Origin of the sequence: Blautia sp. OM07-19, assembly GCF_003481595.1 — a bacterium.
Lineage (GTDB): Bacteria > Bacillota > Clostridia > Lachnospirales > Lachnospiraceae > Blautia_A > Blautia_A intestinihominis.
Genome location: NZ_QULA01000009.1, coordinates 15121 through 31022, shown reverse-complemented (window position 1 = coordinate 31022; position 15902 = coordinate 15121). Strand labels below are relative to the sequence as shown.

14 protein-coding genes and 1 pseudogene are annotated in these 15902 nt (G+C 42.1%); all 15 read left to right on the top strand.

Annotation, left to right across the window (positions count from 1 at the left end):
• Positions 1-5: 5 nt before the first annotated feature.
• The 15 genes and pseudogenes from DXC01_RS08415 to DXC01_RS08345 all read left to right on the top strand — a co-directional run bounded on the left by DXC01_RS08415 (position 6) and on the right by DXC01_RS08345 (position 15892).
• Positions 6-284: a hypothetical protein gene (locus DXC01_RS08415; RefSeq protein ID WP_044963260.1), complete on the top strand. Its 279-nt coding sequence runs from the start codon at positions 6-8 to the stop codon at positions 282-284.
• Positions 285-321: 37 nt separating this feature from the next.
• Positions 322-624: a hypothetical protein gene (locus tag DXC01_RS08410; protein WP_021738887.1), complete on the top strand. Its 303-nt coding sequence runs from the start codon at positions 322-324 to the stop codon at positions 622-624.
• Positions 625-1036: 412 nt separating this feature from the next.
• The gene (locus tag DXC01_RS08405; protein ID WP_021738885.1) at positions 1037-2470 is read left to right on the top strand and encodes a hypothetical protein; all 1434 of its coding nucleotides are present in this window, start codon (positions 1037-1039) and stop codon (positions 2468-2470) included.
• Between the two features lie 106 nt (positions 2471-2576).
• Entirely contained in the window at positions 2577-3230 is a 654-nt protein-coding gene (locus DXC01_RS08400; protein ID WP_021738884.1) for a CHC2 zinc finger domain-containing protein, read from the top strand.
• Positions 3145-4584, top strand: a complete 1440-nt coding sequence (locus tag DXC01_RS08395) for a virulence-associated E family protein (RefSeq protein ID WP_227097757.1) — start codon at positions 3145-3147, stop codon at positions 4582-4584. Before DXC01_RS08400 ends, DXC01_RS08395 begins: the two co-directional genes overlap by 86 nt.
• A 288-nt stretch (positions 4585-4872) precedes the next feature.
• Positions 4873-5040, top strand: a complete 168-nt coding sequence (locus tag DXC01_RS08390; protein ID WP_081695227.1) for a transposon-encoded TnpW family protein — start codon at positions 4873-4875, stop codon at positions 5038-5040.
• A gap of 88 nt (positions 5041-5128) precedes the next feature.
• Positions 5129-5506, top strand: coding sequence for a translation elongation factor Tu domain protein (locus DXC01_RS08385; protein ID WP_021738881.1), 378 nt, complete (start codon positions 5129-5131; stop codon positions 5504-5506).
• A 54-nt stretch (positions 5507-5560) separates the two neighbouring features.
• The gene (locus tag DXC01_RS08380) at positions 5561-6088 is read left to right on the top strand and encodes a DUF3592 domain-containing protein (protein WP_021738880.1); all 528 of its coding nucleotides are present in this window, start codon (positions 5561-5563) and stop codon (positions 6086-6088) included.
• Between the two features lie 264 nt (positions 6089-6352).
• Positions 6353-7468 (top strand): hypothetical protein, encoded by a 1116-nt coding sequence (locus DXC01_RS08375; RefSeq protein WP_021738879.1) that lies wholly within the window; start codon positions 6353-6355, stop codon positions 7466-7468.
• A 258-nt stretch (positions 7469-7726) separates the two neighbouring features.
• Positions 7727-10435 (top strand): DEAD/DEAH box helicase family protein, encoded by a 2709-nt coding sequence (locus DXC01_RS08370; RefSeq protein WP_118698742.1) that lies wholly within the window; start codon positions 7727-7729, stop codon positions 10433-10435.
• 148 nt (positions 10436-10583) lie between these two features.
• Positions 10584-11459, top strand: a pseudogene (locus tag DXC01_RS08365) (VirD4-like conjugal transfer protein, CD1115 family); the annotation flags it as partial.
• A gap of 135 nt (positions 11460-11594) precedes the next feature.
• Positions 11595-11810, top strand: coding sequence for a Maff2 family mobile element protein (locus DXC01_RS08360; RefSeq protein ID WP_005338487.1), 216 nt, complete (start codon positions 11595-11597; stop codon positions 11808-11810).
• Positions 11811-11833: 23 nt separating this feature from the next.
• Positions 11834-12703 carry a VirB6/TrbL-like conjugal transfer protein, CD1112 family gene (locus DXC01_RS08355; protein WP_004612759.1) on the top strand — a complete coding sequence of 290 codons (870 nt, stop codon included), beginning with the start codon at positions 11834-11836 and terminating at the stop codon, positions 12701-12703.
• A 17-nt stretch (positions 12704-12720) separates the two neighbouring features.
• A complete protein-coding gene (locus DXC01_RS08350) occupies positions 12721-13095 on the top strand; it encodes a PrgI family protein (protein WP_117547081.1) in 375 nt (124 codons plus the stop codon).
• Positions 13073-15892, top strand: a complete 2820-nt coding sequence (locus tag DXC01_RS08345; RefSeq protein WP_117547082.1) for a VirB4-like conjugal transfer ATPase, CD1110 family — start codon at positions 13073-13075, stop codon at positions 15890-15892. The genes DXC01_RS08350 and DXC01_RS08345 overlap by 23 nt, the downstream gene beginning before the upstream one ends.
• Positions 15893-15902 lie beyond the last annotated feature (10 nt).

The window sequence follows — 15902 nt, the reverse complement described above, 5'->3', positions numbered from 1 at the left end:
CAGTCATGGTTGTTGTAAGAATTATTGTGAAAATCGTATTACTGCCAGTGCGTATATGCCTGACAATGATACAACTGGTGGTTATGTTCTTCACATGGCTGTCGGCAACGGTATTTCATATCCTGTCGGGGATCATCTGCATTACAGCAGTTTTAGGGTATGGATTCGGACAGGAGACAGGCACAGAAGCGGTCAGGATGCTTGTGGCAGGTTTTATACTTTATATCCTGCTGTGCTTTCTGGCTGGGCAGTGGTGTGGCTGGAAACAATCAAAATCAGATTGATGAAGTAGACCACTGGAGAAAGGAATAGGATTCTTAAATGAAGATTACAAAAGAGATTGAAGAATTTATCAACCTGACCATAACGGAGCATATGGGAAAAGAGTATGCAGACTGGAAACTGAGCCAGCCGTCTGTGACAGAACCAGATGAAGTTGAGGAAGAATATAAAAAAGTGATTGCCACACTTCCACAGAAACAGGAAGAGGCCATTACAAAATATTGCGACCAGATATTTAACAGTGGAGCAGAGACAGAAGAATTTTTCTACCGGTTGGGACTGAGGGACGGAATGAAACTTAGGAAGAATGTTAAAATGGTTCTGAAGCAATTATCAGAATGATACATACAGGAATTATCTGAAAAGTGAATGAGTAAAGGAAAGGGCATTAACCGTAAAAAGTTAGTGCCCTTTGTTTTACCCATTTTTATATTTTCACAAAATCCGATGCAGAGGATTTTTGAAAAACAGACGGAACGGAGATCCTGCTGAAGGGACAGCGGCAGGAGTTACGTTTTGTCTGCTGGGAGTACAGAGGGCTGGAAGTCCTTTGTGCCCAGATTGCAAAGAGCGGCAGCATCTTGCTGGGGTTAAGGGGCAAAGCCCTTAGCAGGTTAAGGGCGGCAGCCATTGCCCAGTGATATGGCGTTTCGCCATATGGTACTGGGTACTGTCTGTAACGGGGACAGAGACTTTTGGAAGCTTCGCTGCAATCCCCTCCGGGGAAACAACTTGAAAAAAGGAGAGATGTGAATTGAAAGGCACAAGGCATAACGGCAGATCTGGGAAAGACGGTGTTTACAATCCGCTTCACAATGACCGGAGATTTGACCCGGAACACAGTGAGCATATTGACAATGAACGTGTCCGTCAGAATATTTACTGGGACTGCTATCAGGGATATACCACAATGGCAGACCGGGGAAAAGAGGATAATTTTTCTTTTAACCAGATTGAGATGGCATACTATGTGGATCATTACAGCGATTATGTGATTAACCAGAATAAACGTCATGAGAAAGCAAGACACCCCGACAGATGTAAAGGGGTGGAAGATGTTCTGAAAAATAAAAAGACCTGTCCGGAAGAAAGTATCTATCAGCTTGGGACGATAGATGAACACGCTTCTGTGGAAACGCTGGTTTTGGTTTTTGATGAATTCAAGAAAGAGTTCGATGAGCGGTTTGGTTCTAATGTGCATATCATTGACTGGTCACTGCACATGGACGAAGCGACTCCGCATATTCATGAGCGTCATGTATTCGATGCTACGAACCGGTATGGGGAGATTGAACCGAAACAGGAAGCGGCACTGGAAGAACTTGGCTTTGAACTTCCGAATCCGGAAAAGAAAAGATCAAAGACAAATAACCGTAAGGTTGTTTTTGATTCTGCCTGCCGGACAATGTTCCTGGATATCTGTAAACGTCATGGACTGGAAATTGACGAAGAACCGTCCTATGGAGGAAGGCAGTATCTGGAGAAACAGGACTATATCCGAATGAAGCAGAAAGAAGAGATTGCGGTTCAGCAGGAAATGCTCAATCAGCAGAGGGATAAGGTCAATGCGAATCATCTGGAACTTGCAAGGCAGTCAAACCATGTCAGGGCAAATGAAAAGGTTATCCAGTCACAGAAAGAAAAAATAGAACAGCAGGAAAAAGAATTTAAAGAAAATTTCATTTCCAATTCTGACCGGATTCTAAGTCAGGGCGAGCTGATTGAAGAACAGAGAGAGGAACTGCAACAGCTTACCCTCCGTATTGAAGATGTGGAAACCTTGCTTGACGAAGTATCCAGTGAAGCCTATGACAAGGCTGTGGATAAAGTCGCAGAGGAAACAATGCGGGCTACCAGAAAAGATGACATTCGTCTTGCGGAAGATTCTAAGAGATGGATTCAGAGTCCGGAACGTAAGGCATCACGAAAAGAAAAGGAATATGCGATAAACAGGCTGGACGGTCTGATTAAAAAAATCGAATATGCGATGGAAAAAGCTGTTGTGAGGGTTGTCCGTCAGTTAAAACAGCCAGAGAAGAAAAAAGCCGTTGTAGAAGAAATCAAAAAAGAAGTGAAGCCGTCAATCAGAGAAAAACTTGCATTGAACGTAGCAAAGATTCAAAGAGAAGAGGCAGAGAGAAAACAACTGAATAAAGGAAGATCACATTCCAGTGATCTGGAACTATAAGGGCATTTTGTTGATTCCGTAAGGACAGGACAAAGTGCTTTTTTGTTTTTTGTGAAAACTTGCTTCCCAGATTTGGGAAGCAGATTTAAGAAAGAGAGGAAACGAATTGGGATTATTTGATGAAGTAAAACAGAATGTGACCGTCCGGCAGGCTGCGGAGAGGTATGGGTTAAAGCCCAACAGGAGCGGACTGATCCGCTGCATTTTCCATAATGACAAATCACCCAGCATGAAAGTTGACCGGAGATATTATTGTTTCGGGTGTGGCTGTACAGGAGATGCCATTGATTTTACGGCACAACTGTTTGACATTGGATTGAAAGATGCAGCCATGAAGCTGGCAGATGATTTTGGGATTCCTTATTCCGGCAGGGACAGGGGATCACCGCAGAACAGGAGAAGCGTTTCAGCAAAAAAGCCAGAGCCGACACCAGAAGAACTTTGGCAGAAAAAACATCTGAGATGCCTGAGAGCCTATCTGGATTATCTGAGCCTGCTTCTGGAATGGAAAGAACAGTATGCACCAAAAACACGGACAGAAGAATGGCATGAAAAGTTTATGACTGCTCTCAGGGAGTTGTCAGTTGTTGAGTATTATCTGGATATCCTGCTCTTTGGGGACAGGGCAGATAAGGAAGCACTTGTAAAAGAAAAATGGAAGGAGGTGGAGCGGATTGAGCAATGCGAAAGAGAAGATAAAGGAGATCGCCACAAAAGAACAGAAAGATGCCATGAAAGAAATGTTCCGGATGGTAGATAAAAGCAAAGTCGATGAAGTGAAACAGATGCTGGAATATACACAGAAAGGAACTGCGAAAGCAACGGTTGGAAATTATATGGTTGTGCTGAGAAATGATCCGCTTGTGCGTGAGAGTATGAAATACAACAAGCTGACAGGCAGGATTGATATTGTAAAAAAACTCTGGTGGAATGAGGAAGTCTGCAAGCTGGATGATGATGGCAGGACTTATTTCTACTATTTCTTTGAACGCTATTACAAACTCACAAGTGAAAAATGTATGGATAAGGCACTTCGCATAGAAGCCAACAGCCGGGCATACCACCCGATCTGTGAGTATCTGGAACAACTGGAGTGGGACGGGCAGGAGAGAATCCGTTATGTTCTGCAACGGTATATGGGGGCAGATGCTTCGGATTTTGTCTATGAGGTTGTGAAGCACTTCCTGATGGAAGCATTAAGCAGAATCTACCGCCCCGGTTGTAAAGCAGATGAAATGCTTTGTCTGGTAGGTCAGCAGGGAGCCGGAAAATCCACATTTTTCCGTTTTCTTGCATTGAACGATGACTGGTTTTCTGATGATCTGAAGCAGTTGAATGACAGTAAGATATACGAGCATCTCCGGGGACACTGGATTATGGAAATGTCGGAGATGATTGCTGCAATCAGTGCAAAGAGCAATGAGGAAATCAAGTCATTCCTGACCAGACAGAAAGACACTTACCGGAACCCTTATGATAAATATGAGGAAGACCGGAAGCGTCAGTGTATCTTTGCAGGTTCAACGAACACAAGGCAGTTCATTCCTTTTGACCGTACCGGGGCAAGACGGTTCCTGCCGATTGCTATAGACAGCAGTAAGGCAGAGAAGCATATCCTCGATGATGAAAAAGAAGCCAGATCCTATTTTGACCAGTTGTGGGCAGAAGTAATGGAAATCTACTGGTCAACGGAGAATAAGAGCAGCCTGTTGAAGTTCTCAAAGGAAATGGAGCAGGAGATCAGTGAATACCGAAAACAGTTCACACAGGAAGATACGATGGCAGGAATGATACAAGGCTGGCTGGACGCTTATAAAGGTAGTCATGTATGTTCCGTCCAGATCTGGAAAGAAGCCTTTGACCATTTTGACCGGGAGCCGAAAAAATTCGAGACAAATGAGATCTGTTCCATTATGGATACGCAGATCACTGGCTGGAAGAGAGCCGGAGTCCACAGATTTTCAAAGGAAGGATATGGCAGACAGAGAAGCTGGATCAGGGAAGGAGCAGAAGAAGAGGGTGGCAACGAACCGGATAAAGATGGATTTACAAAGCTGACGAAAGCAGAACAGTTGGAGCTGCCATTTGATCTGCCCGACAGAGAGAAAGGCTGATTTTGATGCCGAAAGGCTACTGATTACCCGGAAATTTACTGCTTGTTGACATTTTTGTTGACACCAAAATCCTTTGTATTTACCGGTGTTTCAGCTACTTTTTAACAGGTGTCAACAAGAACATTCAAAAAACTTTTCAATAGTATTTTGGAAAACAGAAATAACTACCCGAAAAAAGTTTCAAACCCTATGTTGACACTTGCGTTGTCAGCGTGCCGATAAACTCCCGGCAGGGACAGAAGCAAACCTCTCTCTGTCGGGCACAGGAAAGAAAGGAAATAGATGATTATGGAAAAAATGATGAATAAAAAAACAGAGGGAAACACATTTACAAAGAAAATCGGGCAGACAGTATATGTTGTCCGCTATCATTTCAATGAAGATGCAAAGGAAACCATGCAAGAAAAGATTAACCGGATGCTGGTTACAGAAGCAAGCCGAAAGGCAATGCAATAGATGGGGGCAGAGACAATTGGAATTGAGATATGTTTGAAAATGTGATATGATTTGAGCAACAAATTAGAAGTTATAAAGGAGAAACACTATGGGATTATTTGGTAAAAGCAAAAAAGAGCGAGAAAAAGAGTATATGAACAGATTAGATGTTCCATTATGTTTAAAAGAAGACTTTGAATTGATTATTGATGATGTATTTACAATTATGGGGGGTGGAACAGTTGTCACAGGAAACATATCAACAGGAATGTGTAGAGAAGGAGAAAATGCGTGTGTTTATAAAACAAATGGAGGTGTATTAGAGACTATAATTACTAACATCGATATACATACAAAAGAACGAAAATCAAATGGTTGTGGATATAAAACAGAACATGTTGGACTTGGGTTAAGAGGAGTTTCTAAGGAACAATTAGAAAAAGGAGATAGAGTGATTGTAAAGAATGCCAATATGTATGGAATGTAATTACAAATTCAAGTTTGCAGAATCAAGAAAACTGGAATTTGAGGTGATGAAACTATGACAGAAATACAAATTGCATGGTTAGAATTGATGACAGTTGGAGGTCTTGGTGTAATATTGGTTTTACTAGGAGTTACTTTCAATATCATTGTAAAAAGACAGAATCAATTGTGTACAAAGCAGACAGACGGTATTGTTAAACAATATGGGTTTCCGGGAAATGGAAGGGTGTATCCAATCGTGGAGTACTTTGTGAATGGAACTTGTTATAAAACAAAGAAAATATTTTGTGGAATTAAAACAACGCAAATATCTGGAGTACCCGTACCGGTGAAATCAGAAGTCTATGAAGATGAAAAAGGCTGGCTACATGTAAAAACTGGATCCATTGCAAATTTGCGTCAACTTGCAGAGCAGTTGTGGCCTATCAACAGTAAGATGACAGTTTATTATAATCCAAACAATCCTAAAAAGTGCTATGTTGATAGACCAATTTCAAAAAGTTTTACTTCCATGATGTTTATCATAATGGGAATAGTAACGATACTCTTGAGTGTATTGGTATTCTTTTTGATGCAGCTATAAATTACAAAAGATAATTGGTAATCAGACAAAATTCAAGTTTGTAGAATTATAAAGGAATAATATTATTTTAAATGAGCTGTTCGGATTAAATGCGTTGCCCTCTAACGGGTCAAGGATGAACCATGATACAATCAAACTTGAGTATGGTATTAAACATCAAAATATTCGTAATTTCCTTTTAGTTAAGAAACAAATATAGTAAGAGCAAAATATCGCTCTTTTTTCATTCAAAAATAAGTTATACTAGAAACAGAGGTGATATCCATGATTAACAATAAAGAGAAAAAAATGATTCAAAGATATTGTATATATCCAAAGATTGCAGTGGTTGCACTCATCTTTTCATTTGTACAATGTGCATTAATAGTACCATTAGAGATGATAGATGATTTAGTATTCCAAAACAAAGGTTTTCAGCCTACAGGGATGTTTACTGCATTAGGATTTGTCATTATATATGTTATTATATTCTGTTTCTGTGCACTTGCCCCTAAGTTTGGAATGAACGGTAAGAAATGGAAATCTCTTATAGGTAGATTAAATGTGAAACAGTCAGAAACAGATTATTCTAAAGAGGTATCTGCTGCTTTGGCGTCACAAGCTGTTGGTCGATTCCTTAAAGAAAGTGATAATGATACTGCAAAGAATATAGGAAGTGCTATGCAGGTGGCTGGTGCAGTAAGTACAGTCTCTACATCTATAGATATGTTATCTGAAGCAGGAAGTAATGCCGAGAACATGGCACATGCTTATAGAATCCCTATTCCTGATATAAAAAAACAACTCATTGCCTTTGCAGTTATCCCAATACTTATTGTAGTCGGTACTTATATACCTCAATATATAAAAGGAAAGCAGGCAATGGATCAAAGAATTGCAGCTTCTGCAAAACAAGTAGAAATAGTAAAAAAGGCATTAGAACCTGTATGTGTAAGAGTACATGCAGACAATCCAAATGAATCACGTAGTAGATCAAGTTATACTGTTATGGGATATTTAAGAGATTCAGGTGCTACTGATTGTTATGTTCATGTTCAAGTCAATAATAGTGGTACTATCATCAATATCTCATATGTAGAAGGTGTGGATATTAATAAGAGTTTAGAAGAGAATTTAATGCAGACAGAAAAAGATTTTGCGACATTACAAAAGTCTTTTGAGAATTTAAATGTATCCGTATCTAATCCTGAGATATTATCTTATCAGGCTATTCCACAACAATTTAAAGATGAATTTCTAAATGGGACATTTTATAAGAGTTTCCGTTTCTATGATCAGGATGCGCCTATCAGTTTGTCTTGTTCATTTGATACAGAGACAGAAGATCAGTTTGATGAATATACAAGACCTAAAATTCATTTCTTCTTAGGATCAAAATAGACACCTTATGAATAATAAATTTGATGAACAAAATGATACAGTCAAATTTCAGTTGTTAAACTTATTAATATTTTATCACAGGCACACCTGAAATTCTATTTAAATTCATTTGCTTTGAGGATGCAGAATGATTTAAATATCCCAACATAGGCATACTTCTTATTGGACACGGAATCTTTCTTGTAAGAAAATTGGCAGTTGTATATAATAGTTACAGACCACAGAAAAAGTGGAATAAGCAGAGGAAAATGGATGATTATGAATTACGAAGGTATTTTAGAGTTTAAAGGAACATGGAGAAGGTATCAGGCAAGGGTTTTGGAACACGCAGACAGGTACATGGCAGATGGAAAAATACATATTGTAGCGGCACCCGGATCCGGGAAAACGACATTGGGAATTGAACTGATCCGCAGGATGAACGGAAAAGCACTGATTTTGGCACCATCCATTACGATCCGGGAGCAGTGGATCGCAAGGATTGAGGAAGCTTTTTTATGTGAGGGCATACAGGGGGAAGATTATCTTTCACAGAATTTAAAACAGCCAAAGGCGATCACGGTTGCAACCTATCAGGCATTACACAGTGCCATGACAAGATTTCAGGGAATACAGGAAGATGCAGGTGAGGATAGTGGCACAGGCACAGACGAGTGCCCGGCGAAAACAGAGACAAAGGAAGTAGATTACAGCGGTTTTGATCTGGTTGGGACGATGAAAGAGGCTGGGATCGAAGTACTCTGTCTGGATGAATGCCACCACTTGCGAAGTGAATGGTGGAAAGCATTAGAAGAATTCAAAAAACAGGTGAATAACCTTAAAATCATCGCTTTGACAGCAACACCACCATATGATTCCACACCGGCTATGTGGACGCGGTACATGAATATGTGTGGAGAGATCGATGAAGAGATTACGATACCGGAGCTCGTAAAAGAGGGAAGCCTCTGTCCGCATCAGGATTATGTTTACTTCAACTATCCAACAAAAGAAGAAGAGAAGGAAGTCAGACGTTTTGAAGAACGCAGTAAAGCAATGACAGAAAAAATCATGCGGGATACTCAGTTCCTTACGTACGTAAGAAGCCATAAGGGGTTCAGTGGACAGCTCTCAGATGATCTGCTTCTGGATAATCCGGCATATCTGGCATCACTGTTGATTTATTTACAGAGCAAAAATATTGCAATTCCGTCCAGATTACAGAGGCTTTTGGGGGCAAAAAAATTACCGGACATGAATGTGCAATGGATGGAGCGTCTGTTACAGGGATTCTTGTATGATGATGTGGATTCATACCTGTGTGACAAGTCATATCGTGAATTGCTAATTGCTGATTTAAAATCCGACGGTCTGATAGAAAAGAAAAAAGTCGTCATGACGAAAAGTGCGGCAGTGGAAAAAATGCTCACAAATTCCCTTGGAAAATGTAACAGCATCCGTGATATTGTGTTCCATGAATATGAGGCATCCGGTCAGGATTTGAGGCTGCTTGTTTTGACAGATTACATCCGGAAAGAATATGAAAAAGCAATTGGAAATACAGAATATGATGTTAACTCACTTGGAGTGCTTCCGTTTTTTGAGATGCTCCGTCGTGACAATGAAAAGAAAAACGAACAAATCCGTTTTGGGGTGCTTTGTGGAACGATTGTGATCATTCCGGCAGAGGCAAGAGAAGCATTAGAGCAGGCGATCGGAATGAGCGGAAAAGTTACATTCAGCAGGATCGGAAATCTTTCTGAAACAGATTATCTTAAAGTGACAGCGGTTGGAAATGCACATTTTCTCACAGGGGCGGTAACAGATATTTTCTCAAAAGGCTATATGCAGGTGCTGATCGGTACAAAATCGCTGTTAGGGGAAGGATGGGATTCTCCTTGTATCAATTCCCTGATCCTTGCAAGCTTTGTAGGCTCATTTATGTTAAGCAACCAGATGAGAGGGCGTGCCATCCGTGTGATGAAAGAACATCCGGAAAAAACAAGTAACATCTGGCATTTAGTCTGTTTAAGACCGTGGAACGAAGTGCTAAAGGCAGATGACAATCAGATCAGTGAAGATTACAGTATGCTGGAGCGAAGGATGGAACATTTTCTCGGTCTGCATTATACAGAAAATACGATTGAAAATGGAATGAAACGGTTGTCAGTTATTAAAACGCCATTTAATAAAACGAATATTGACAGGATTAACAGACAAATGCTGAAAATGTCGGGGCAGCGCGATACGTTAAAAGAACGTTGGAACAGTGCACTTGCAGTCTATGACAAAATGGATATTGTGGATGAGACAGAAGTAAAAGACAAATTTGTCACAAGTGTTGTTTTCTGGGATGCGATTCTTACAATGATCCTGTCAGGAATTCTGTGTCTGATCGGGGCAATTGGGGCAGGTATTGTTGCTGCAGCGTCCCAAAATGGTATCCTGGCCGGAACCTGTTACTTCTTCATTGCTGCCGGACTGGCTGGAATTATGATACGTTTCCCGAAAATTTTCATGTTGGGAAGTCCGCTAAAAAGATTAAAGGCATTTGGAAATGGAATCCGCAAAGCATTAGAGGAGCAACAGCTTCTGGAAGAAACACACTGTAAAGTTGAGACAGAATCAAACGGACCGGATAACCATATTATTTATCTGTCCGGTGGAAGCGGCAGGGATAAAGCGTTGTTCGCACAGTGTGTCAATGAATTTTTTGATGTGATCGACAACCAGCGTTACATACTTGTGAAAAAGAAGGGACACAAAGGACTGAATGGTTTCTATGCCATTCCAAATTGTTTTTCGAAAAAGAAGGAGGATGCGGAACGTTTTGCAAAATGCATGCATCCGTATATCGGAAATTATGACTGTGTGTATACAAGAAATGAAAAAGGAAGGGAACTTCTGTTAGAAGGCAGGGTGAAGGCACTTGCCAATCGGGAGGAGCGGTGCATTTCCCACAAAAAAGTAAAAGGGGCGTTAGAGTAGAAAACATATTGACAACGAAATATAAAAAATTTGTAGAATTCAAAATTTAATATGAAATGTGAGATAGAGCGTATGGAAATAAACTATACGTTCTATTTTTTTGCCTTTTTGAGAAAAATGATTAAAAAACTATTGACATTTTGTTACTGGAAAAACAGCAAAGAGTATTTTGATTTCCTGTGGTGCAAGGCTTGCACCGTTTGACATTGCAGAGCTTCGTGAGATCATGAGCTATGATGAGATGGAACTGGATATGGTAGGTGACCAGAGGACAGCACTGTTTATTATCATTTCTGATACGGATGATACCTTTAACTTTGTTGTGGCGATGATGTACAGCCAGTTATTCAACCTGTTATGTGACAGAGCGGACGATGTACATCATGGAAGATTGCCATATCATGTCAGAATCCTCTGTGACGAGTTCGCAAATATCGGTCAGATTCCAAAGTTTGACAAGCTGATTGCCACCATTCGTAGCAGGGAAATCTCTGCATCCATTATCCTCCAGTCGCAGTCCCAGTTAAAGACAATCTACAAAGATGCAGCTGAAACAATCTTAGGCAACTGCGACACGATGTTATTCCTTGGCGGTAAGGAAAGTTCGACCTTAAAGGAGATTTCCGAGACGCTGGGAAAAGAAACGATTGATTTATATAACACTTCGGACACCCGTGGACAGAGCCGTTCTTACGGGATGAACTATCAAAAAACAGGAAAGGAATTGATGAGCCGGGACGAACTTGCGGTCATGGATGGCAGCAAATGTATTTTGCAGCTTCGAGGTGTAAGACCATTTTTCAGTGACAAGTTCGATATTACCAAACACAAACGGTATAAGGAGCTGTCAGACTACGATAAGAAAAATGAGTTTGATGTGGAAGCGTATATGCGGCATCGGATGGAAGTGAAACTGACGAGGACACAGGAATTTGACCTGTATGAGTTTTCGGAAGAGAGTCTGGCAGGAGAATTAAATACAGAAAACAAGGAAGCAGAGCATGTGAAAGATTCGGACACATAGCTCTTTTTTCTTTGCCCTTTTGGGAGGTGATGGATTTGAGAGATCATGAAAGGCCACCCGTAAGGGCAGAGCCGGAAAAGACTTCTTAAAGATAGAAACCAGAGAAATACAGAGATTTGAAAGGAGACAACGAATATGGCGTTTTTTAATCAGGCAATCAATATTTTGCAGACACTTGTGGTGGCGATTGGAGCCGGACTTGCAGTATGGGGTGTTATTAACCTGTTAGAAGGATATGGAAACGACAACCCAGGTGCAAAGTCCCAGGGAATCAAGCAGCTGATGGCAGGAGGCGGTGTCGTTCTGATCGGCACCCAGCTGGTACCGTTACTGTCCGGATTGTTCAGCTGAGAGAAGCAGGAGGGAGATGACTCATGGATCGGATATTTGAAGCGATTGAAGAATGGATGAGGAATCTTCTGACAGGCATGGTAAGTTCCAACCTGACAACAATGTATACCGATGTCAATGAAAAGACCGGTCAGATTGCTGCTCAGGTTGGGCAGACACCGCAGGGCTGGAATGGCAGCATTTACAGCATGATACAGAATCTTTCCGAGTCGGTCATTGTACCGATTGCCGGTATGATTATCACATTTGTACTTTGTTATGAGCTGATCTCCATGTTGACGGAAAAGAACAACATGCACGACATCGACACCTGGATGTTCTTTAAATACTTTTTCAAGATGTGGGTGGCAGTCTGGATCGTCAGCCATACCTTTACGATCACGATGGCGGTATTTGATGTCGGGCAGTCCGTAGTCAGCCGGGCAGCTGGGGTTATCAGTTCTGATACAGCGATCAATATAGATACGATGATCTCCACGATGGAGACGGCGATGGAATCTATGGAGATCGGTGAACTTGTCATACTGGCACTGGAAACGATGCTTGTAAGCCTGTGTATGAAGATTATCTCAGTCTTTATTACAGTGATTTTGTATGGACGTATGATTGAGATTTATCTCTATTCGTCCGTTGGAGCGATCCCGTTCGCAACCATGTCCAACCGGGAATGGGGGCAGATCGGGAACAACTATCTTCGTGGATTGTTTGCACTGGCATTCCAGGGATTTTTTATGATGGTCTGCGTGGGAATCTATGCGGTCCTGGTCGCAAACATCCAGATGTCAGATAACATACATTCTGCATTGTTCGGCGTGATGGCATACACGGTGATCCTGTGTTTCAGTCTGATGAAAACAGGAAACTTCGCCCGCAGTATCTTTAACGCCCATTAAGAAAGGAGGAACTGGCAATGGCATTTGTATCTGTGCCTAAAGACTTAACCAAGGTCAAGAATAAGATCATTTTCAATCTGACGAAACGGCAGCTGATCTGCTTTGGGATTGCGGCGGCGGTAGGGCTTCCGTTTTATTTCTTAAGCAGGGGAATTATTGGTTCCAGTAACGCAGCGACCGGGATGTGCCTTCTGATGCTTCCGGCATTTTTGTTTGCCATGTATGAGAAGGATGGACTCCCGTTAGAAAAGGTCTTAAAAAATATGATCACCGTAAAATTTATCCGTCCTCCGGTACGCAAGTACCAGATGGAAAATATGTACGAGAAAAAGTATACCGTGGTCAAAAAGAAGAAAGGGGGAACGAAGGGTGTTAAAAAGAAAAAACGATAGACAGCCGCCACAGAGCTTAGACGAATTATATCCGGATGATTACTGGCTGGATGAGGAGGATGGAGAAGAAGAACTTCCAGACCCCGCAATGAAAAGAAAACCAGTAAGCGGCAGACTGCATGATGAGCCTATGGTGACAGGGTATGAAGCACTGGAACGGCAAAGAGGTGTCCGCAGACCGAACCGGAAACTGACACGCAGGGAAAAGAAAGCCCTCAAAAGGGCACAGAAATATGAAGAAAAACTGCATAAGGAACATGAAAAAGCGGATAAGAAAAATGCAAAAAGGGAAGCAAAGCTGGCAGCCAGAGCAGAAAAGCAGGCAGTGCGTGACGCAAAGAAAAACGCAAAAAAGAAAAAGAGCAGATCTGTCGCAGCACCGTCGGGGCAGCGTCCGGCAGGAAAAGTGGTTTCCGGAACGAAAGGCAGTGGGACAGGAAAGAAAACACCGGATAGTGCCAGAGATAAGAGGATCACTGCACAGCAGTCGATTCCATACCATGAGATGGGAAGGGACGGTATCTGCCGGGTGCAGGACAAGTTTTATTCCAAGACGATCCGTTTTTATGACATCAACTATCAGCTGGCACAGAATGAAGATAAGAACGCCATCTTTGAAAACTGGTGTGATTTCCTGAATTACTTTGACAGCACAATTCATTTTCAGCTGTCTTTTATCAACCAGCACAGCAACATGGCAGAGTATGAGAAGATCATCCATATCAATCCGCAGGAGGATGAATTTGATGACCTACGTATGGAGTTTGCCCAGATGCTCAATAACCAGCTGGCAAAAGGAAATAACGGGCTGATGCGTACCAAATATATCACATTTGGGATTGAAGCGGAGAATATCCGGGAAGCACGGCCAAAACTGGAACGTATCGAGTCGGATATTCTGAATAACTTTAAGATCCTTGGGGTATCTGCCTATCCGCTGAACGGAGAGGAACGGTTACAGATCATGTATGAAATCTTTAACCAGGACAGCAAAGTTCCGTTCCATTTCTCTTATGACGATGTACTTCGGACAGGGCTTAGTACCAAGGATTATGTCGCACCGACCAGTTTTGTATTTAAGAATGGAAAAGATTTTGAGATGGGCGGCACGATGGGAGCTGTTTCCTATTTACAGATCCTTGCACCGGAACTTACCGACAAGATGCTGGCAGAGTTTTTGGAGATGGACAGCAACCTGATGGTGAATTTCCATATCCAGTCCATCGACCAGATGAAGGCAATCAAGCTGGTAAAAAGCAAGGTGACGGATATTAACCGTATGAAGATCGAGGAACAGAAAAAAGCAGTCCGGGCAGGCTATGACATGGACATTATTCCTTCGGACTTAAATACATACGGTGGGGAAGCAAAAAGGCTTCTGGAAGATCTACAGTCCAGAAATGAGCGAATGTTCCTTGTAACAGCATTGTTCTTAAATACTGCACCGACCAAACAGGAACTGGAAAATGTGGTGTTCCAGACTGCCGGTATCGCACAGAAATATAACTGTGCATTGAAACGGCTGGATTACCAGCAGGAGCCGGGACTGATGAGCTGCCTGCCGCTTGCGGTGAATTTTGTACCGATCAAACGGGCACTGACAACGACATCCACGGCAATTTTTGTCCCGTTTACCACACAGGAATTATTTATGGCTGGGGAATCTATTTATTATGGATTAAATGCCCTGTCCAATAACCTTATCATGGCAGACAGGAAGAAACTGAAGAACCCGAACGGACTGATTCTTGGTACACCGGGTTCCGGTAAGTCGTTTGCGGCAAAACGAGAGATTGCAAATGCATTTATCGTGACGAAAGATGACATTATCGTCTGTGACCCGGAGGGGGAGTATTATCCGTTAGTCCGGGCATTTCATGGACAGGTGATCCGTATTTCCCCGACCAGCCACGATTATATCAATCCGATGGATATTAACCTGGATTACGCTGACGATGATGACCCGCTTTCCTTAAAATCGGACTTCATCCTGTCTCTTTGTGAGCTGGTAGTAGGCGGAAAGAACGGACTGGAGCCGGTTGAAAAGACCGTCATTGACCGATGCGTAAGGCTGGTCTATCAGGATTTCCTTTCTGACCCGGTACCGGAAAAAATGCCGATTTTAGAGGATTTATATAATCTTCTCCGTAATCAGAAAGAGCAGGAAGCACAGCGTCTGGCAACGGCACTGGAGATTTACGTCAATGGTTCCTTAAAAGTGTTTAACCATAGAACCAACGTGGAACTGAGTAACCGTATCGTATGTTTTGACATTAAGGATCTGGGAAAACAGCTGAAAAAACTGGGTATGCTGATCGTGCAGGACCAGGTGTGGAACAGGGTAACGGTCAACCGTTCTGCGAATAAGAGTACCAGATATTACATTGATGAGTTCCATCTGCTCTTAAAAGAGGAGCAGACGGCAGCATACAGTGTGGAGATCTGGAAGCGTTTCCGTAAATGGGGTGGTATCCCTACGGGTATCACACAGAACGTAAAAGACCTGTTAGCCAGCCGGGAGATTGAGAACATCTTTGAAAACTCGGACTTTATCCTGATGCTCAACCAGGCATCTGGTGACAGACAGATCCTTGCAAAACAGCTCAACATTTCCCCTCACCAGCTTTCTTATGTAACGAACAGCGGGGAAGGTGAGGGACTGGTCTTTTATGGCAGCACCATTATCCCGTTCAAGGATAAGTTTGATAATTCCCTGATGCTGTATGCCCTGATGACTTCTAAGCCGGATGAGGTGGAAAAGCGTAAGAAACTTGGTATCGGAGAACGGGACGATTAAAGAAATAAAC